The sequence below is a fragment of the Actinoplanes solisilvae genome, from assembly GCF_003999975.1.
Lineage (GTDB): Bacteria > Actinomycetota > Actinomycetes > Mycobacteriales > Micromonosporaceae > Actinoplanes > Actinoplanes solisilvae.
In genome coordinates this window covers 142,432-162,798 of the sequence record NZ_RJAC01000006.1, presented here as the reverse complement: position 1 = coordinate 162,798, position 20,367 = coordinate 142,432, and the positions used below count along the sequence as shown (strand labels likewise).

Annotated in this window: 15 protein-coding genes and 1 riboswitch; of the genes, 1 reads left to right on the top strand and 14 read right to left on the bottom strand. The window is 69.3% G+C overall.

What is annotated here, in order from left to right; genetic code table 11:
• Positions 1-284: 284 nt before the first annotated feature.
• Positions 285-671, top strand: a complete 387-nt coding sequence (locus EER30_RS18450; protein ID WP_127501720.1) for an Hsp20/alpha crystallin family protein — start codon at positions 285-287, stop codon at positions 669-671.
• 48 nt (positions 672-719) lie between these two features.
• Here the strand turns inward: EER30_RS18450 and EER30_RS18445 are convergent, their stop codons facing one another.
• The 14 genes from EER30_RS18445 to cobN form a co-directional block, all read right to left on the bottom strand.
• Positions 720-1,778, bottom strand: coding sequence for an ABC transporter ATP-binding protein (locus tag EER30_RS18445; RefSeq protein WP_127501719.1), 1,059 nt, complete (start codon positions 1,776-1,778; stop codon positions 720-722).
• An 8-nt stretch (positions 1,779-1,786) separates the two neighbouring features.
• The gene (locus tag EER30_RS18440) at positions 1,787-2,875 is read right to left on the bottom strand and encodes an ABC transporter ATP-binding protein (protein ID WP_127501718.1); all 1,089 of its coding nucleotides are present in this window, start codon (positions 2,873-2,875) and stop codon (positions 1,787-1,789) included.
• A gap of 49 nt (positions 2,876-2,924) precedes the next feature.
• Positions 2,925-3,902, bottom strand: coding sequence for an ABC transporter permease (locus EER30_RS18435; protein ID WP_240670121.1), 978 nt, complete (start codon positions 3,900-3,902; stop codon positions 2,925-2,927).
• Positions 3,903-4,080: 178 nt separating this feature from the next.
• Entirely contained in the window at positions 4,081-5,829 is a 1,749-nt protein-coding gene (locus EER30_RS18430) for an ABC transporter substrate-binding protein (protein WP_127501716.1), read from the bottom strand.
• Positions 5,830-5,860: 31 nt separating this feature from the next.
• Positions 5,861-6,886, bottom strand: coding sequence for an ABC transporter permease (locus EER30_RS18425; RefSeq protein ID WP_205650284.1), 1,026 nt, complete (start codon positions 6,884-6,886; stop codon positions 5,861-5,863).
• A 774-nt stretch (positions 6,887-7,660) separates the two neighbouring features.
• Complete coding sequence (locus tag EER30_RS18420) at positions 7,661-8,566, bottom strand: TIGR03619 family F420-dependent LLM class oxidoreductase (protein ID WP_127501715.1); 906 nt, start codon at positions 8,564-8,566, stop codon at positions 7,661-7,663.
• 9 nt (positions 8,567-8,575) lie between these two features.
• Positions 8,576-9,955 carry an Hsp70 family protein gene (locus EER30_RS18415; RefSeq protein ID WP_127501714.1) on the bottom strand — a complete coding sequence of 460 codons (1,380 nt, stop codon included), beginning with the start codon at positions 9,953-9,955 and terminating at the stop codon, positions 8,576-8,578.
• 154 nt (positions 9,956-10,109) lie between these two features.
• Positions 10,110-10,823 (bottom strand): tetratricopeptide repeat protein, encoded by a 714-nt coding sequence (locus EER30_RS18410; RefSeq protein WP_127501713.1) that lies wholly within the window; start codon positions 10,821-10,823, stop codon positions 10,110-10,112.
• Between the two features lie 39 nt (positions 10,824-10,862).
• The gene (locus EER30_RS18405; protein WP_127501712.1) at positions 10,863-11,504 is read right to left on the bottom strand and encodes an SDR family oxidoreductase; all 642 of its coding nucleotides are present in this window, start codon (positions 11,502-11,504) and stop codon (positions 10,863-10,865) included.
• Between the two features lie 9 nt (positions 11,505-11,513).
• A complete protein-coding gene (locus EER30_RS18400) occupies positions 11,514-12,560 on the bottom strand; it encodes a LacI family DNA-binding transcriptional regulator (RefSeq protein WP_164842372.1) in 1,047 nt (348 codons plus the stop codon).
• Between the two features lie 74 nt (positions 12,561-12,634).
• Positions 12,635-13,891: a DUF1996 domain-containing protein gene (locus EER30_RS49710; RefSeq protein ID WP_127501711.1), complete on the bottom strand. Its 1,257-nt coding sequence runs from the start codon at positions 13,889-13,891 to the stop codon at positions 12,635-12,637.
• A 55-nt stretch (positions 13,892-13,946) separates the two neighbouring features.
• Positions 13,947-15,725 carry a galactose-binding domain-containing protein gene (locus EER30_RS18390; protein ID WP_127501710.1) on the bottom strand — a complete coding sequence of 593 codons (1,779 nt, stop codon included), beginning with the start codon at positions 15,723-15,725 and terminating at the stop codon, positions 13,947-13,949.
• A gap of 194 nt (positions 15,726-15,919) precedes the next feature.
• Positions 15,920-16,420 carry a permease-like cell division protein FtsX gene (locus EER30_RS18385; protein ID WP_127501709.1) on the bottom strand — a complete coding sequence of 167 codons (501 nt, stop codon included), beginning with the start codon at positions 16,418-16,420 and terminating at the stop codon, positions 15,920-15,922.
• A gap of 91 nt (positions 16,421-16,511) precedes the next feature.
• Positions 16,512-20,123 carry a cobaltochelatase subunit CobN gene (cobN, locus tag EER30_RS18380; RefSeq protein WP_205650283.1) on the bottom strand — a complete coding sequence of 1,204 codons (3,612 nt, stop codon included), beginning with the start codon at positions 20,121-20,123 and terminating at the stop codon, positions 16,512-16,514.
• 49 nt (positions 20,124-20,172) lie between these two features.
• Positions 20,173-20,244, bottom strand: a riboswitch (cobalamin riboswitch).
• Between the last annotated feature and the right edge of the window lie 123 nt (positions 20,245-20,367).

Below are 20,367 nucleotides of genomic sequence, written 5' to 3'. Positions count from 1 at the left end.
GTGTTCGAAGAGCGCGTCATCACGCTGAGTGCTGACGACAAAAAGCACCGAGCGATGCCGGGGGCCAGCCCTTGATCACGTAAAACGCCCTGGCCAGCAGGGATACGGCGGGTGGCCGGCGAACGGCAGGACGACAACAGATCGTAACGAAAGATTCGGCCGGATCGTGACGCCGGTCATGTGCGTAGGGGAATTCCGGGGCGAGAATCTCCGTTGGTCAAAACCGGGCCTGGTCCTACCTGTCAGGTCCCCGCAGAAGAGAACTCCGCCTGGAGGAAACCAAAATGTCGCCTCACGGCGCGACGGTTCGGGAGCTCGATCAGCTCACCTGCCGCGTGTTCGACACCACCCGCAGCTCCGGGGCGCGCCTCGCCGCGTACCGGATCGACGGGACCTTCTATGTCGACATCGATCTGCCGGGCATCGACAAGGCCGACATCGACGTCTCGGTGGACGACGGTGTCCTGACCGTGCGCGCCGAGCGCCGCGCGACCGAGGACGTGGCCGGCACACCGGCCGTCGCCCCGGTGACGCGCGAGGTCGACCTGTCCGCGACCGAGAACCTCGACACCGACCGGCTCGAGGCCAACTGTGACGGCGGAGTGGTGACGCTTCGCATCCCGGTGGTCAACGACCCCCGCTCGAGCGAACTGGCGGCCGCCGCCGCCTGACACGAAAAAGCCGCGCTGGAATCAGCGCGGCTTTTTCGTGTGCGGAACTCAGGCGATCTCAGCCACGATCGACTCGACCGGCGGCTCGGCGAAGTGGCACGCCACCCGCTGGCCCACGGCCTTCTCCTCGAGAGCCGGGTCGTTGGTCGTGCAGATGTCCTGTGCCTTCCAGCAGCGCGTACGGAACCGGCAGCCCGACGGCGGGTCGACCGGGCTGGGCACGTCACCGACCAGGCGGATCCGGTTCTTCGGCGGGACGCCGCGCACCACGCCGATGTCGGGCACCGCGGAGAGAAGAGCCTGGGTGTACGGGTGCTGCGGCTTCTCGTAGAGCGTGTCGCGCGGACCCTCCTCGACGACCCGGCCGAGGTACATGACGGCGACGCGGTCGCAGAAGTGCCGCACCACGCCGAGGTCGTGCGCGATGAAGACGAACGCGATGCCGAGTTCCTTGCGCAGGTTCTCGAGCAGGTTCATGACCTGGGCCTGGATCGACACGTCGAGCGCCGACACCGGCTCGTCAGCCACGATGATCTTCGGCCGGGCCGCGAGCGCGCGGGCGATGCCGATGCGCTGGCGCTGACCGCCGGAGAACTCGTGCGGGTAGCGGTTGTAGTGCTCCGGGTTCAGGCCGACGACCTCGAGCAGCTCCTGCACGCGAGCCAGCTCGCCGCTCTTGGCCACCATGTCGTGCGTGCGCAGCGCGGTGCCGACGATCGTGCCGACCGTGTGCCGCGGGTTCAGCGACGAGTACGGGTCCTGGAAGATGAGCTGGATCTCGCGGCGGTAGGGGCGCAACTGGCGCTCCGACATGTGCGCGATGTCCACGCCCTGGTAACGGATCTGGCCGTTCGTCGGCTCGAGCAGCCGGGTGATGAGCCGCGCGGTGGTCGACTTGCCGCAGCCGGACTCGCCGACCAGGCCGAGCGTCTCGCCCGGCTTGAGGGTCAGGTCGACGCCGTCGACGGCCTGCACCCACTTGGTGCCGCGGGACAGGAAGCCGTCGCCCTTGGTCTTGAAGTGCATCTTGACGTTCTCGAGCTCGAGCAGCGGCGCTCCGGGCACCGAGCGGACGCCCGACTTCTTCGCGGTGGTCTCAGTGGTCATGGTCGGTCCTAAGGCAGCCGGGGCAGGACGTCGATCTCGAAGATCCGGTCGGGGTCCTTCAGGTGGCACCGCGAGGTGCGACCGTGGTCCGACGTCCGCGAGATCAGGTCCGGCTTGAGGGTGGTGCAAAGGTCACCCGGCACGCGGTCCTTGAACTCGCACCGCGGGTGGAACGGGCAGCCGCTCGGCACGGCCAGCAGGCTGGGCGGCGAACCGGGGATCGGGTGCAGCGGCTGGGGTTCACCGGTCAGCGCCGGGATGCTTTCGAGCAGACCCCAGGCGTACGGGTGCAGGGGCTCGCCGAGAATCTTGTTGACCGGCCCGTGCTCGACGGCCGTGCCGGCGTACATCACCAGGATGTCGTCGGCGATCTCGGCCACCACCCCGAGGTCGTGCGTGATGAAGACGACCGCGGAGCCGAAGTCACGCTGCAGGTCGGCGATCAGGTCGAGGATCTGCGCCTGCACGGTCACGTCGAGGGCCGTGGTCGGCTCGTCGGCGATCAGCAGCTTGGGGTCGTTGACCAGCGCCATAGCGATCATCGCGCGCTGCCGCATGCCGCCCGAGAACTCGTGCGGGTACTGGTCGACGCGGCGGCGCGGGTTCGGGATGCCGACCCGGCCGAGCATGTCGATCGCCCGGTCCTTGGCCTTGCGCTTGCTGACACTGTGGTGCGCCCGGTACGACTCCACGATCTGGTCGCCGACCGTGAAGTAGGGGTGCAGGGACGACTGCGGGTCCTGGAAGATCATCGCCGCGTCGCCGCCGCGGTAGCCCTCGAGGTCCTTGTCGCTCATGCCGACGACCTCGCGGCCACCGACCTTGATGGACCCGGAGATGCGGGCGACCTTGCGGTCGTGCAGGCCCAGGACCGCCATGCTGGAGACGCTCTTGCCCGAGCCGGACTCGCCGACGATCGCCAGGGTGCGGCGCAGCGGGACCGAGTAGCTCAGGCCCTGCACGGCCCGGACCAGGCCGTCGGCCGTCGGGAACTGCACCTGCAGGTCGGTGACCTCGAGATAGGCCTCCTCGCTCGCCGCCGTCTCGCGGGGAACGCGGGTCACCGTCTGCGGGCCCGGAGTGGTCGTGTCGCTCATGCTGCCGCCTTCGTGCTGCGGGGTGGGGAGAGGGGAACGCTGCGCGGGGTCATCCGAGGCGTACCCGGGGGTCGAGGATGGTGTACGCGATGTCCACGACGAGGTTCATCAACACGAGGACCACCGAGCCGACGAGCACACCGCCCAGCAGGACGGGCAGGTCGTACTGGCCGAAGGCCCGCAGGGTGAGCTGGCCCAGGCCGGGCAGGCCGAAGATGCTCTCGGTGAAGATCGCGCCGGTGAGCTGGAACGCGAGGTCGATGCCGAAGATCGTGACGACCGGGGTGAGGCCCGCGCGCAGGCCGTGCCGATAGACGACGCGGCGGCGGCTGATGCCCTTCGAGGTCGCGGTGCGGATGTAGTCCTGGCCGAGCGTCTCGATCATCGAGGCCCGGGAGTAGCGCGTGTACGCCGCCGCGTTGGTGACGCCGATGCAGAGCCAGGCCGCGAGTAACCCGCTGGCCCAGGTCAGCGGATTCTCCAGGAACGGGGTATAGCGCGTTTCCGGCAGGAAGGTGGCGTAGAGGGCCACGATCAGCGCGAAGACGAAGTAGGGGATCGACTGCACGAACAACGTCGTGCCGACCACCGCCTTGTCGAGCGAGCTCCCTCTGACCTGGGCGGCGATCGTGCCGGCGAGGACGCCGACGATCAGATAGACGACCGCGCCGCCGATGACGATCGAGATGGTGACCGGCAGCGCCTGCGCGAGGAGCTTGGTCACCGGCTGGCCGAGGGTGTACGAGTAGCCGAGGCAGGGCGCGTCACAGTGCTGGACGGTGCCACCGGCGCTGTACTCGCGCCCGACGACGATGCCCTTCATGTAGCTGCCGATCTGCTCCAGCGCCGGCTTGTTCAGGCCGAGGCTGTTCTCGATGTCGGCCACCCGGTCGGGGGTGCAGCGCGGGCCGCAGATCACGCCGGCCGGGTCGGTGGGCGCCAGGAAGAACAACGCGAAGCTGGCCACCAGCGTCACGATCACGACGGAGATCGCGCTCAGGACGCGTTTCAAGATGTACAGCAGCACCGCTTGCTCCTCTTTCATCACGGCGCCGGGTGGGTGTTCCCGGTGGTTTACGACGGCGGGCGGGAACGGTTGCCGTCACGCCGGTTCGACTTACGCCCGGGGTGGCCCAGCCCGCCGTCGGAGGACGCGGACCGGACCACCCCGGTTTACTGCTTGTTACTACCGTCTAACGCGGACTTCAGCTCTTGAGGTACATGTTGCCGAAGTTCGGGACGCCCATCGTCGGGTCGCCGGTCGTGGTGCCGACGTTCTTGCCCTTGATGACGGCCATCTTGTCGTAGTACCACGGGATCGCGACGTACTGCTCCAGGATCTTCTTGTCCAGAGCAGCCCACTTCGACTGCGACTGGTCAGCCGGGAGGCTGGCGATGTCGTCGATCTCCTTGTCGAGAGCCTTGTCGCTCAGCATGCCCCAGCTCTGACCCTCGTCGATGCTCTGCGAGCGGAAGAGGACCGGGAACCACGAACCGCCGGACGGCCAGTCCGAGCACCAGCCGGCCGGGCTCTGGCCCATGTTGACCGGGGCGTCGTAGTCGCCGACCTTCTTGCGGAGGTCGGCCGTGGCGACACCGATCGGCTTGACGACGAAGCCGGCCTTGGTCAGCGCGTCGGCGCGAACCTGGGCGACCTGCTGCGCGATCGGCTTGGTGTTGTCGTAGTACCAGCTGAGCTCGAAGCCGGCCTTACCGGCGGCCTCCAGCATCGCCTTGGCCGCGGCCGGGTCGCCCGCGCCCTCGCCGTCCAGGTCCTCGACCGGGGTGTACTTCTCGTAGCCCGGAACCGAGGGCGGCAGGATGGTGCTGGAACGCTCGGCGACGTAGTCGCTCAGACCAGCGGCCTTGTAGATCGCGTCGTACGGGTACGCCTTGGCGATCGCCTTGCGGACCTCCAGCGGGATCTTGCGGGTGTCGAGCTGGAACACGCGGTTGCAGGGGCTCTCGCCCTGAACCAGCTGCTCCTTCTTGTCACCGGTGAGCTGCGGGATCAGCGTCGCGTCAACGTTGTCGTAGTTGATCGAGTTCGCGTCTTCCGTGCCCGAGCTGTTCAGGATCGCCTGCTGCGCCTTGACGGCGTCAACGCCCCACTTGAAGTTGACGGTGTCCGGGTACTGGTGGCGAGCCGGGTCGGTGTTCGGGTCCCAGTTCGTGTTCTTCTCCAGGACCAGCGAGGTGCCGGCCTGGTAGGACTTGAACTTGTACGGGCCCGTCGACAGCGGGTGGTTCTTGTACTCCTGCTTGGTGTCCTTGGCCTTCGGGATGGGGGTGAACATCGGGAAGGTCAGGTAGAACGGCAGGTCCTGGAACTGCTTCGACAGGTGGATGATCAGGGTGTCGGTGCCCTGGGTCTCCACGCCGGCGTAGGTGTCGCCGTCCTTGTACGGGCCCTTGTACTTGTCGCCGTCCTTGAAGTACGACATCTGGTACGTGGGGCCGTTCTGGAACACGTCGTGCGCGAAGGACCGCTTGATCGAGTACGCCAGGTCCTCGACCTTGACCTCGGTGCCGTCCTCGTACTTGATGCCGGGCTGCATCTTGAACGTCCACGACAGCTTGTCGGCCGACGGGGTGCCCAGGTCGGTGAGGTCCGGGACGAGCGTGGGCTTGCCGTCACGGATGTCGAACTGGGTCGGCGTGCGGAAGATCATCTTGCCGATCTCGTTCGAGTCGACGTAGTAGATGTCCGTCGGGTCGAACGTGTTCGGCGTGACCTGCGCCTGCACGGTGAGGTTGCCGCCCTTGCGGGAACCGGGAACGTCCTTCGCCGGGCCCTTCGCGTTCGGGTCGGTCGCGTTGGCGTGCTGGGTGATCTTGCCGGTGTCGTTCGCACCGCCCGTGTTGTCGTTGTTCGACGACGGGCTGCTGCAGCCTGCGAGGCCGAGCGCCGCGGCGGCGGTTGCCGCTACAGCGACAGTAAATCGCCTTGCCATTTCTCCTCTTCTCATTCTGGGCGTCACCACGTCACCGTCGGGTGCGGGGATCAAATGCGTCACGGATCGAGTCACCGAGCAGGCTCAGCGAAAGCACGACGATCGTGATGGCCGCTACCGGGATCCACAGGTAGAGCGGATCGGCCCGGTAGAAGGTCTGCGCGTTGGCGATCGTCAGGCCCCAGGACGGGGTCGGCTCGGTGAGACCGACTCCGAGATAGGTCAGGCCGGCCTCGGTGACGATGTAGGTCGGCAGGGCCAGCGAGACCGAGATGACGATGGGCGCCACCAGATTCGGCAGCAACTCCTTGAAAAGGATCTTGTGCGTCGGCACGCCGAGCACCTTCGCCGCGGCGACGAACTCCCGCTCGCGCAGCGAGAGCACCTCGCCGCGGATGAGCCGCGCGAGGCTGGCCCAGCCGAAGAAGGAGAGCACGATGATCAAGGCGTAGAAGCGTGCCGTCGACACGTCTTGCGCGGCCGCGTCCTCGGCTGTGCCGACGAAGAAGGAAAGCAGCACGGCCGGGACGGCGATGGCGAACAGCAGGTAGGGCAGGCTCAGGACGAAGTCGATGACCCAGGAGATCACCCGGTCGAGCCAGCCACCGATGAAGCCGGCGATGAGTCCGAAGCAGACGCCGATGATCGTCGTGATCACGGTGACCGAGCCGGCGACGATGAACGACGGCCGTGCGCCGTAGACGAACCGGGCGAACAGGTCGCGGCCCAGGCGTGGCTCGACGCCGAACCAGTGCTCGGACGTCGGCCCGATCGTCGGGAAGCCGTACTGGTCGATCAGGTCTTGATGAAGGGTGGTCGTGTCCTGACCCTCCAGCTTGGCCAGCAACGGCGCGAAGATCGCGACAAGTACGAAGAACAGGAAGATGCTCCCGCAGACGACTGCGACCTTGTCCTTGCGCAGGCGCGCGAGGGCGATCTGGGTCGGCGACTTCCGCCGGGTGTTCACCTTCGTGTTCTGCCCACCGGTCGGCGCTGCCATCGCGTCGGTCGGCGCGCCTGTGCGGGCGAGCTCGGCCTCTTCGATCAGCGGTTCCAAGCGACGGTCACCTCCATCGAACGACACACCTCACATGCGTCGTGCGTGAGAGGTTTTCGGATGCTGCGGGGGGAAAGGTAACCCGAATCGGGGGCGTAGGAAATGAGTTGACGCATCGAATGAATAACGGCCCGCTGAAAGTCGTGCATGATCAACGTCACTGCGAGTGCCCCCTGTGGACGGTGCGAAGCCCCGCGCTCCCCCTCAAACCACCCATATCGACGATCAACTTTGTCTCCGATGTCCGCATTGGAAAGTCAGAGGGCAATCGTACTGTTGCGCAAAGTTATCGAAGATGAACGGGGTTGACGGCAGGTCGCTGTTTCGGCCGAGTTTCCGCGCAGTGTCGATCGTGGCCGGTGGGCGCCGTTGATTCCTCCGGTCAGGAACCCCAGGTGACGCAAGATCTGCGGTCGCGACGTGAACCCGGGACCGTATCGACGGCCATCCCGCCGTACGGGACGCGGTTCCGTGGTGGTCGCGCCAGCCCGACGGTGCGGCCGGGACTACGCGGAGTAAGCCTCGGAATGGGTCCGATAGGGCGGCGCGGGCCATTCCCTATAACGATTGGGACCCCCATTCGGGGCTATTCCACGGTTCGAAGAGCGTCTACGCAGAACTGTCGGTGACATAGACGAAGAGCTACCCCGGAGGTACTCCCGGCTATGACAGGCGGACCGATGGGAGCGTGGGCCACGTCACGTGCTTGCTGCCACGACGCCCCGTGACAACGCTGTCAGCCGGGCAGCGAGGGCTAGATAACACAAAGTGACGTCAACGGCGCGGGGCCAGCGCCGTGAGGATCTCCTCGGCGCGTTCCCGGGCCACCCGCGGGTCGGCGTCGGGCGCCCCGATCAGCGGGTCCCAGTTGAGGTCGTAGAACAGTTCCGTCACGCCCGCGGCCGCGTAGCGATCGGCGCCGGCCCGGATCTGATCCCACCCACCGGACAGCGGTACGGCATCGTCGCGCAGCCCCGGGTGCACGACGGCGCGCACCACGATGCGTACGGCGTCGGGGTCTCGACCGGCCTCCTCGGCCGCTCGCCGCACGATCTGGGTGCCGCGCGCGACCTCGTCGAAGCTCAGCCGGCTGCTGCTGACCCAGCCCGCGGCCAGCCGGCCGGCCCGCCGCAGCGCCACGTCGGCCGTACCGCCGAGCAGCACCGGCGGCCCGCCCGCCTGCACCGGCGACGGCGCCATCGTGCTCGGCGGCACCCGGTAGAGGTCGCCGTCGAAGGACGCCACCGGGTCGTTCCACAGGGTGCCGAGCACGGCCAGGTATTCGGCCACGCGCCGGCCGCGCGGGTTCGGGTCGGAGCCGGTGGCCCGGAACTCGGGCTCGGACCAGCCGGTGCCCAGGCCGAGGTCGAGTCGCCCGCCGGACAGCACGTCGAGGGTCGCGGCCTGCTTGGCCAGGTAGGCCGGCGACACGTACGGAATGTTGATCACGGCGACGCCGAGGCGGATCGTGCTGGTGTGCGCGGCGGCCCAGGTCAGCGCGATCATCGGGTCGAGCACGCTGTGATAGACCGGCAGCATCGCCTGCTCGGCGCCGACCAGCAGCCGCTGGAACGACCAGAGCCCGCTGTAGCCGAGCTGCTCGGCCCGCGCCGCGAACTCGCCCAGCGACACCGGGCCGGCCCATGCTCCCGCCACCGGAGCCCCGCAACTGATCAGCATCAGCTCAGCCTAATCGGCCGCGGCTCTCGCGTATTCGGTGCTCAGGGCCGCGCCGAGCTCGGCCAGCCTGGTGTCGCTCGCCGCGGCCTGCACCGCGGTGATGAAGGCGCCGTAGGCCGCGGCGAGCGCGAGCCGGTCGTCGTCCTGCAGGAGCAGCATGTAGGTGGCCTCGGCCACGCGGCGAAAATCGGCCGGGGTCTCGGCCGGCGGCCCGGCCGGACCGGGTGGGTCGGGTGTCTCGACCGGCTCGTCGGCCTCCAGCGGCGGCTCCGGCCCGGCGAGCTCGGCCCGCAACCGCAGGCTGGCGCTGAGCAGCCCGACCGGCGAGCCCTCGAACAGCGAGGCCGGCTCGTAGTCGCGGGCCACCAGGCCGGCGCCGCGCGCGACCATCTCGTCGTGGTCGGTGCGGATGCGGGCGCCGCCCCAGCCGAGATAGCCGGCCAGCCGGTCGCGGATCGCCGGGATCCGGGTCGACCCGCCGGCCAGCACCACCTGGTCGATGTCGGCCCAGCTCACGCCGTGCGCGGTGCGGGCCGCGGCGATCGCCTCGGTGAGCAGGTCGAGCGTGCGCTGCAGGTCGGGCTCGATCATCGCCTCGAAGTGACGCCGGTTCAGCGACACGCTGGCACTGACCGTGGCGGTGAGCAGCGGCAGCTCGAGCGTGGTGTTGTCGGCGGTCGACAGCTCGCGCTTGCGGATCTCGGCCTCCCACCGCACCCGGCGGCGGATCGCCGGGTCCTGGCTGAGGTCGACGTGGTGCCGCTCGCGGATCTGGCGCAGCGCGTGACCGACGATCAGCTCGTCGAAGTCGTCGCCGCCGAGCCGCTCGTCGCCGGCCGTGCCGAGCACCTCGACCGTGCCGTCGTCGACGCGCACGACCGAGGCGTCGAAGGTGCCGCCGCCGAGGTCGTAGATCGCGTAGACGCCCGGGCGGGTGTCCGCGCGCAGCGCCATCGCGGCCGCGACCGGGTCCTCGACCAGGCGGCGCACGTTGAGCTGGGCCAGCCCGGACGCCTCGCGCAGGGACCGCCGCTGCTCCTCGCCGGCCGCCGCCGAGACGGTCACGACCGCGTCGTGGACGGGCTCGCCGATGAACGCCTCGGCCTGCCGCTTGAGCTCGATGAGCAGGAACGCGCAGACCTCACGGGGCATGTAGGTGCGGCCGCGGAACCGGACACGCTCGCCGCTGCCGAGCCGGCGTTTGATGCCGGCGATGACGTTCTCGGGGTCCTCGGCGGGCGGGACGCCGGCGATCACCTGACCGGACCGGTCCTGACCGACCGCGGCGGGCAGGGTGATGGCCCCGGTCGGGCCGCGCACGAGCTGAAGCTTGGCGCCGTCCCACACCGAGACCGCGCACGAGCTGGTGCCGAGGTCGATCCCGACCACACGATGGTAAAACGGGTACGCGTCGGGATGCTCGGTCAAGGCCGCCCCCTGTGACCAGCAGTGCTCGGTGCTCCGACCCTGAATTTACGGCCGCCGGAAGTCACCGCGATCGATTCGTCGGACATCCGACTGTCAGAGGACAGCCGTTCGAGGATCAGGCGGCGGCGCGTTCGGCGTCGGACAGGGCGTGCTCGGCCCAGCCGATTCGCTGGGCCGAGAGGCCGGCCTTGCGGGCCTGGTGCACGGCCTCGCGCAGCAGCCGCAGCGCCTCGGGCAGGTTGCCCGCGGTCAGCTCGGCCTCGCCGAGCGCGAGGGTGCCGGTGGCGATCCGGCGCGGGTCGCCGTAGCGTTCCCGCAGCACCTGGGACATGCGCAGGTGCCGCAGCCCGCGCTCGGAGTCGCCGGCCACGAAGACGTGGAAGAAGCCGATGTGGCGGTGCACCTCGGAGCGCACCATCTCGTCGGCGTAGCGCTCGGCCAGCTCGAGCGCCTCGGTGTAGAACGGCATCGCGGTCGCCCAGTCGCCGCGCAGCACCTGGTGGACCAGGCCGAGTCCGAAAAGCGACTCGGCCGCCCCGGCCGCGTCGCCCGCCTCGCGCTGGATGCGCAGCGCCGCGGTGAACAGCCGTTCCTCGGTGGCCCAGTCGGCCCGCCGCAGGTCGCCGCCGATCGCCGCGAAGTGGGCCAGCATGCCCAGCCGGCAGAGGGCGGCCGCCTCTTCGACGAGTTGCTCGGTCTCGCAGGCCTGGCGGCGCGCGCCCTCCAGCAACTGCCACGCGGGGAGGAAATCGCCGGTGCGGAAGGCGGCCTCGAGCATCGCCTCGCTGCCCGCGGCCAGCAGCGCGCCCGCGTCCGACTCGCTCCCCATGAGCGCTACGTTAGCGCCTGTTCACCCTCCGATGTGGTGTCAGAACCGGAGGGCCTCGTCGATCGGGGTGGTTCCGGCGAACAGTTCGAAGGTCTGCCCGATCGTGGCCGGCGTGGTCAGGCAGGCGGCCAGTACGGCGGCGACGTCGTCGCGGGGAACCGGGCCGCGACCGCCCATCTCGCGGCTGACGGTGACCAGGCCCGTGCCGGGTTCGTCGGTGAGATGCCCGGGGCGCACGATCGTCCAGTCAAGGTCCGCGCGCGAGGTCACGTACGCGTCGGCCTCGCCCTTGGCGGCCAGGTAGGGGCCCATCGAACCGGCGCCCGAGGACGGGTCGTGGGCGCCGATCGAGGAGACCATCACGTACCGGCGCACGCCCTGGTCGACGGCGGCGTCGGCGAGCTTGACGGCACCGCCGAGATCGACAGTGCGCTTGCGTTCGGGGCCGCTGCCCGCACCGGCGCCGGCCGCGAAGACGACCGCGTCGGCTCCTTTCACGTACGGCGAGAGGGACGCGTCGTTTTCGAGGTCACCGATCACGGGCACCGCCCCGACGGCCTGAAGATCAGCGGCTTGGGACGGCGTACGGATCAGGCCGCGGGCGGTGTGACCCTGATCGGCGAGCAGCTTGAGCAGGCGAAGGGCGACCTGGCCGTGGCCGCCGGCAACGAGAATGTCCATACCCCCAACCTATGCCGAGTCGCGCACGACCAGGGTGGGTTGGAACGTGACCGAGCGCGGCAGCCGGCCCGGCGTCGCGATGTGGGCCATCAGCACCTCGGCCATCTCGGCGGCCATCTCCTCGACCGGCTGACGCACCGTGGTCAGGAGCGGACGGCAGTCGAGCGCGGCGCTGCTGTCGTCGAAGCCGACCACGGCGATGTCGTCGGGCACCCGCCGGCCCAGATCTTGCATAGTGCGCAGGGCACCCTCGGCCATCAGGTCATTCGCGACGAAAAGCCCATCGGTGGCCGGGTGGTCGTCGAGCAGCCGCCGGGCCGCCGCCTCGCCACCGGCCCGGGTGAAGTCGCCCTCGACCGCCGGCACGTCGCCGAAGCCCCGCTGGGCCAGGAACGACCGGAAGCCGTCGAGGCGGTCGAGCCCGGACGGGATGTCGAGCGGCCCGCTGATCGTGGCGAGCCGTCGGCAGCCCCGCCTGAGCAGGCGCTCGGCCGCGAGCCGGGCGCCCAGCCGCTGGTCGACGTCGACGTAACTGACCGCGATCGGCGAGGTGGGCCGGGCCGAGACCACCGCCGGGATGCCCAGCTCGTGCACCTGGCGGGGCAGCGTGTCGTGCTCGTGGCTGCTGATCAGCAGAACGCCGTCGACGTGGCCCTGCCGCAGGTAGCGGATCACCTGGTGGTGGTCGCTGGAGTCGGTGGGGATGACGACCAGGTGGATGTCGTGCGGGCGCAGCGCCCCCGTGGCGCCCGCCGTGACCCGCCCGAAATAGGGGTCGGTGAAGATGCGGTTGAGGAACGAGTGGTTGTCGGGCCGGTCGGGCTCGCTGATCACCAGCGCGACCGAGTTGGAGCGGCGGGTGACCAGGCTGCGGGCGGCCACGTTGGGCACGTACCCGGTCTGGGCGATCGCGCGCTGGACCATCTCGCGGATCTTGGCGTCCACGCTCGGGGCGCCGTTGATCACTCGGGAGACGGTGGCCCGGGACACCCCGGCCGCCTCGGCGACCTGATCCATCGTCGGGTGCTGCCCACCGCGCGCGGGCCGGGTTGTCATGCGGTCCGTTATAGCAGCGCGCTGGGGACGGGTGCCGCCGCCGTCAGGTCCTCCGCCGGCGACACCCGTGGTCATCAGGGTCGTCCGTCGGTGCCGCACTTGACGATGACGCGGATGCAGTCGTTCACCCGCCGCGCCAGCTCGTCCACCGGCCAGGCGTTGAAGAAGTCGCCGTGCATCGTGTAACCCGCGCCGGAGGCCAGCCGGAACTGCGCCGGGTTGCCGTTGACCGGATAGCGCATGACCTGCCGCAGCTTCGGCACGACAACCGGGTGGCTGGACGGGCACGCGTTGTTCACCGGGTAGGCCATGTGGCTCTTGTGATCGGCCGAGTCCAGGTTCACGCCGTCCCAGCAGTGCGGGAAGTCCAGGTAGGACTCCAGCATCGTGCCGGCCGGGCAGGTGACGAAGTCGGGTGACGAGCCGACGTGCCCGGCGTGCAGGCACGACCAGCGCGCGATCGTGTTGTCGCTCGGGCTGGTCGCCCGCGCGTTGCCGGCCACGATCCGCAGGCCGAGCGGGAACGGCTGGGTCTGCGCGATCAGGTCATCACGGACGCCCTCACCCAGGTAGTAGAAGATGCCGGTGGTCGGCTCGACCGGGGTGTTGTTGTTGTAGAGCGTCGGGATCCAGTACGACGACTTGTCGATCGACGGGTTGCAGTTGCTGTTCGCGTTGAGCAGGTCCTGCGTGGTCGAGTAGGCGTTGGTCACCGTGCTGCCGAAGAAGCTGTGCATGTGCGAGGCGCCCGGCATGTTCGGGAAGATGATCGGGTCGTCCGGCAGCCGGTGGCTGAACGGGCAGTCGGCGAGGAACTCCGCGACCCGTACGGCCCCCGGCGGGATCGTCGGCGTGGTGCCCCCGCCTCCCACCCCGTACACCTGGAACTCGGTCAGGGAAACGCCCCACTGCGTTGCCCGTACGGTGGTCTCGAGCCGGACGTAACGACCGGTGCCGCTGACCGTGAGCGCCTGACGTCCGCCGGTGCCGTTGGTCGTCGAGTGCAGCGTGGTCCACGAGGTGCCGTTCGCCGAGATCTTCACGCTGAAGGCCCGCGCGTACGCGGACTCCCAGTTCAGCACCACCGAGGAGACCGTGGCGTTGGCGCCCAGATCGACCTGCAGCCACTGCGGGTCGCTGAAGGCGCTCGACCAGCGGGTGCCCAGGTTGCCGTCGACGGCGTTCGACGCGGGGAACGCGGCCGACTCGGACGAGGACGCGGTGGCGGTCTTGCCTTGCGAGATGAGGGGATCAGCGGCGCTGGCCCGGCTGCCGACGACCAGGATCGAAGCGACGAGAAGGGCTGCGGCGGTCAGTGCTCTCTTTCTCATTTGCTGCCGTCCTTGGGGGAAGGGCCGGGGACGACGAGCGCCCCCGGCCGGGCAGTCACTGATAAACGCGCACGTAGTCGACGAGCATGCGGGACGGGAACGGGGTGGTGGCGTCGATCGGGCCGGGGAAGTCGCCGCCGACCGCCAGGTTGAGGATCAGGTAGAACTTGTGGTCGAAGATCCACGGGCCGCGGGTGGACTCCACGGTGTCCTTCTTGGCGTCGAAGACCTGACGGCCGTCGAGGAAGAAGCGGATGCCTTTGCTGTCCCACTCGGCGGCGTACAGGTGGAAGTCCAGCGACAGGTCCACCCCGGCCGCGTTCTTCTGGCCGTACCCGCCGCCGCCGTTGTAGGCCGGGGCGTGCAGCGTGGTGTACATCTCGCCGGTGTTGCGGCCGAGAACCTCCATGATGTCGATCTCGCCGTTGTAGGGCCACGGGCGGCCGCTGAGGAAGTCCTCGCCCATCATCCAGAACGCCGGCCAAAGACCGTTGCCCTTGGGCACCTTGATGCGCGCCTCGAACCGGCCGTACTGAGCGCTGAACTTGCCGCCGGTGTTCATGCGGGCCGAGGTGTACTGACGGCCCTGGTAGTCCTGGCGGCGAGCCTCGATGACCAGGTTGCCCCCGCCGTCGGTCTGCGCGTTCTCGCTGTTCGGCGTGTAGTACTGGATCTCGCCGTTCTGCGGGACCCCCGGGTCGTAGGTCCACTTCGCGGTGCTCGGCTTGGTGCCGGCCGCGTCGTTGAAGTTGTCCTCGAAGACCAGCCGGGTGGCCGGGAACGTCGGGTCGGCCGGCTTGGCCGGCGGGTTCACCGGGGCGCCACCGGTGCCGTAGATACTGAACTCCCACAGCGAATAGCCGTACGCGCTGCCGCGAGCCGTGCCGTACAGGCGCACGTAACGGCCGGTGCCGGTGGCGTTGATGACGTCCTTGAGACCGTCACCGGTGGTGGTGCTGAAGATCGGGGTCCAGTTGGCGTTGTCGGCCGAGACCTGGATCTGGTAGGCCCGGCCGAACGCCGGGTCCCACTGCAGCACGACCTGGCTGATCTGCGCGGTCGCGCCCAGGTCGACCGAGATCCAGCCCGGGTCGACCCAGCCGGTGGTCGAACTGGTCGCCCAGCGGCTGGCCGGGTCGTTGTCGAACGCCTTGTCCGGGCTGCACGGGTTGCAGTTGACGTCGTTCTGCCAGCTCGACGACTGGGCCGGCTTGCTGTACGACAGCAGGCGCGCGCCACCGGTCGGCGGTGGAGTGGTCGGCGGTGGGGTGGTCGGCGGCGGCGTGGTCGGCGGGGTACCGCCGCCCGAGAACACCTGGAACTCCCAGAACGAGTAGCCGTAGATGGCCAGCGCCCGCTCGGTCAGGTTGATGCGCACGTAGCGGGCGTTGCCGCTCACGGCGATGCTCTGCTGGCCGCCTGTTCCCGTCGTGGTGGCGTACGCCTGGGTGTAGCTCGTGCCGTTGGTCGAGAACTGGATCGTGAACGCCTTGGCGTAGGCGCCCTCCCAGTTGATGGCGATGCGGCTGACGGCGGTGGAGGCGCCGAGGTCGACCTGCCACCACTGGGTCGCGCTGAACGCGCTGGCCCAGCGGGTGCCGTTGTTGCCGTCGACCGCCTCGCCGGGCTGGTAGGCGCCGGCGACCTCGGTCGAGGACGCGGTGGCGGGCTTGCCCTGCGAGACGAGCACCTCGGCGGCGCTGGCCGGTGCGGTGGTGGTGATCAGGAAGGCGGCGAACAGGCCTGCGAGGGCCGAGCCGAGAGCGATGATCCGGGCCGGGGACAGCCGTCTGATCGGCGGTGTCCCGAGCCCGTCCAGGACCGGGGATGTCATGGGGGACTCCTGGGTTCGGGGATGTGTCGGAGCGATTTCGGCCTGGGGAACGGCGTGTGAAAGCGCTCTTCGTGACGACACTGTGAACCGGAGCGTCTAAGCATGTCAATGCCTCGGGAAGCGCTTCCCGGGCATCACCGCAGGTAGACACAGAAAAGCCCGCACGGTTCCGGAACCGTGCGGGCTTGATCAGATCAGCGGCAGAACATGGCTGCCTTAGGCTCGGTAGCGGTAGGCGCCTTCTCCACCCCCGCGTCCTTCACTCCGGACATCTTCGAAATCTCGGGGACGCCGTCACAAATGGACCTGTTCGTCCGAACTGGCAGCTCGAAGTACTCGGACGCCGTCGCCTCGGACATCGTGTCCGGGAGCGGAACGTCCCCCATGATCTCCTTCATCTTGGCGATAGCCTGGGCCTTTGAGTGGAAGACCAGTTCGCCGCCGTCCGGCACCTTGCGCAGCACCGCATCCACGGCGGCCGTCTGGTCGGTGGTGGCGTCCGGCTTCATGACGATCAGCAAGGTGTACTGCTGCACCGCGGGCGGCCGCCAGCCAGCCATAAACAGCGCCGACCCGGTGGCTCCAGCCCCGACGAGCAGCGACACCACCGCAACCGCGGCGATCAGCAACGGTATCCACTGTCCCCGCGGCGGCATGGGTGCCGGCGCCGCGACATCGATGATCTGCTCAGTCACGGCCGCAGACCCTAGCAAGCCGGATCACGGTCTCCGGGGCGTCACCCCGGGCTGGCAACGCCCGCCGCCGTCACTGGTTTGTGGTGACGTGTCAGTTGTCTTCCAGGTCGCCTTCGGTTTCCAGGTAGAGCTGCCGCAGGGCGGTCAGCGTCTCGGGGTCGGGCTCGGCCCAGAGTTTGCGGTCGGCCGCTTCGAGGAGGCGTTCGGTGATGCCGTGCAGGGCCCACGGGTTGGACTGCTGGAAGAACTTCTGGTTCTCCGGGTCCAGGGCGTACGTGGTGGCGAGCTGCTCGTACATCCAGTCGGTGACCACGCCTGCGGTGGCGTCGAAGCCGAACAGGTAGTCGACTGTCGCGGCCAGCTCGAACGCGCCCTTGTAGCCGTGGCGACGCATCGCGGCGATCCAGCGCGGGTTGACCACGCGGGCCCGGAAGATGCGCGCGGTCTCCTCGGTCAGGCTGCGGGTGCGGGTGGCGTCCGGGTTGGTCGAGTCGCCGACATAGGCCGCGGGTGCCTTGCCGGTCAGCGCGCGCACCGTGGCGATCATGCCGCCGTGGTACTGGAAGTAGTCGTCCGAGTCGGCGATGTCGTGCTCGCGGGTGTCGATGTTCTTCGCGGCCACGTCGATCCGGCGGTACGCGTTCTCCATGTCGGGCCGGGCCGGCACACCGTCGAGATCACGGCCGTATGCGAAGCCGCCCCACACGGCGTACACCTCGGCCAGGTCTTTGTCGTCGCGCCAGTTGCGGCTGTCGATCAGAGGCAGAATACCGGCACCGTACGCCCCCGGCCGCGATCCGAAGATGCGCGTGGTGGCCCGCCGCCAGTCGCCGTGGTCGTCCCGGTCGGCCAGGGCATGTTCGCGCACGTAGTTGTCGGGCTCGTCGAGCTCGGCGATCATCGTGAAGGCGTCGTCCATCATGGCCACGACGTGCGGGAACGCGTCGCGGAAGAACCCGGAGATGCGCACGGTGACATCGATGCGGGGGCGGCCCAGCTCTTCGCGCGCGATCGGCTCGAGACCGGTGACCCGTCGTGAGGCAGGGTCCCAGATCGGGCGAACGCCGATGAGGGCCAGAATCTCGGCGATGTCGTCCCCGGCCGTGCGCATGGCGCTGGTGCCCCACGCCGAGAGCCCGACCGACCGGGGCCAGTCGCCGTAATCGGTGCGGTAGCGGGTGAGCAGCGACTCGGCCATGGCCTGCCCGGTCTCCCACGCGAGCGCACTGGGAATCGCCTTGGGATCGACGGAGTAGAAGTTGCGCCCGGTCGGCAGGACGTTGATCAGCCCTCGCAGCGGCGACCCGCTCGGCCCGGCCGGCACGTAGCCGCCGTCCAGCGCGTGCAGCAGATTGGACAGTTCATCGGTGGTGCGCTCAAGCCGCGGCACGACTTCGGTTGCCGCGAACGCGAGCACATCCTGGACCTTGCCCAGGTCAACAACGCCGCCAGTCCCCGTCCCCGCCTCGGGCATTTCCGAGACCTCGGTGACGTCGGCGAGGCGACGGAAAGCAGGAAGCTGAGAGATGCGATCGCGGTCGGTCGGCCAGCCGGCCTCTTCCATCGCGGCGACCAGCTCGCGGGCCAGCGTCTCGACGCGGTCGGTCTCGGCGGTCGAGGCGTCCTCGGCCAGGCCCAGCGCCTCGCGCAAACCCGGGAGCGCCGCCACCTGACCGGCCCACATCTGGCGGGCTCGCAGCATGGCCAGCACGAGGTTGATCCGCGCCTCCCCCACCGGCGCCGCGCCCAGCACGTGCAGGCCGTCGCGGATCTGCACGTCCTTGACCTCGCAGAGCCACCCGTCCACGTGCAGGATGAACTCGTCGAACTCCTCGTCGCCGGGGCGGTTGTCGAGGCCCAGGTCGTGGTCCATGCGGGCGGCCTGGATCAGGGTCCAGATCTGGGCGCGGATCGCCGGGAGCTTGGCCGGGTCGAGCGTCGCGATGTTCGCGTGCTCGTCCAGCAGTTGCTCGAGGCGGGCGATGTCCCCATAGGACTCGGCCCGCGCCATCGGCGGGATCAGGTGGTCGACCAGCGTCGCGTGGGCCCGGCGCTTGGCCTGTGTGCCCTCGCCCGGGTCGTTCACCAGGAACGGGTAGATCAGCGGCAGGTCGCCCAGCGCCGCGTCGGTGCCGTCCGAGGCCGACATGCCCACGTTCTTGCCCGGCAGCCATTCCAGGTTGCCGTGTTTGCCGACGTGCACCACCGCGTGCGCGCCGAAGTCGTCGGCCACCCAGCGGTACGCGGCCAGGTAGTGATGACTCGGCGGCAGATCGGGGTCGTGATAGATCGCGACCGGGTTCGCCCCGAAACCGCGCGGCGGCTGCACCATGACCACGACGTTCTCGTCGCGCAGGGCGGCCAGCACGATGTCACCACCGTCGACGTAGAGCTCGCCGGGCGGCGGCCCCCAGTGCCGCTCGACCGATTCGCGCAGGTCGTCGGGGAGGGTCGAGAACCAGGCCGCGTACGCGTCGCCGGGGATACGTACCTTGTTCTCGCTCAGTTGATCTTCGGTGAGCCAGTCGGGGTCCTGTCCGCCGGCCGCGATCAGCGCGTGGATCAGGCCGTCGCCGTCGTAGGACCCGAAGTTGCCGATCTTGTAGCCACGGGAAGCGAGAGCCGCGAGCAGCGCCACCGTGGACGCGGGAGTGTCGAGCCCGACCGCGTTGCCGATGCGCGAATGCTTGGTCGGATAGGCCGAGAGCATGAGCACGATGCGCCGCTCAGCGGTCGGGATGTGCCGCAACCGCGCGTGGGCCACCGCGATGCCGGCGACACGGGCCGCCCGCTCCTCGTCGGCGACGTAGACCGACAACCCGTCCGGGTCGATCTCTTTGAACGAGAACGGCACCGTGATGATGCGGCCGTCGAACTCGGGGATCGCCACCTGGGTCGCCGCGTCGAGCGGGGAGAGACCGTCGTCGCTGGCCTCCCACGCCGAGCGGCTGCTGGTCAGGCACAGGCCCTGCAGGATCGGCACGTCGAGCCCGGCCAGCACGCCGACGTCCCACGCCTCGTCGTCGCCGCCCGCGCCCACGGTCGCCGGTTTCGTGCCGCCCGCCGCGAGCACGGTCACCACCAGCGCATCCGCCTTGCGCAGCTCAATCAAGAGCTCTTCGGACGCCGTACGCAATGAGGAAGTGAACAGGGGCAACGGGCGCCCGCCCTTGGCCTCGACCGCGCGGCACAGTGCCTCGACGAACGCCGTGTTGCCGGCCATGTGGTGAGCGCGGTAGTAGAGGATCGCGACGGTCGGCCCGGTCGCGGTCGTCTCGCGGGGCAGCGGACCCCAATCGGGCGCGGCCTGCGGCGGGGCGAAGCCGTGACCGGTGAGCAGCACGGTGTCGGAGAGGAAATCGTGCACCGCGGCCAGGTTGTCCGAGCCGCCCTGGGCCAGATAGGTGTGGGTCTCGGCGGCGACGCCGGCCGGAACCGTGGAGAGCTTCATGAGTTCGGCGTCCGGGGCCTGCTCGCCGCCGAGCACGACCACCGGGACCGGCCCGGCGAGCAGTGCGTCGAGGCCCTCTTCCCAGGCCCGCCGACCGCCAAGAATGCGTACGACGACCAGGGAGACGCCGTCGAGCAGGGCGGGGAGGTCGTCGACGGTGGTGCGGGCCGGGTTGGCCAGGCGCCACGGCGAACCGCTGGCACGGGCACTGAGCAGGTCGGTGTCGGAGGTCGACAGCAGCAGGAACACCAAGAGCTCCCCTCGGGGTCCGCGCCCCGGGTAGTAGAGACCACGGCGACCGGAGTTCCTGGCTCCCGGGCCTCTCGGCTCGGTGACAGTGGCGGGACCGCGCCGGAATCGCACCGGCTTCCTCCGCGGCGTCGCCGCTTATGACCCTCCACCCTTCCGGGTGCCCGTGGACGCCGTCAAGGCGGGTCGCGCGGTGTGACGATCCCGACCCGAGGATGCGGATCTGTCGGGGGTCGAACGTAGTATC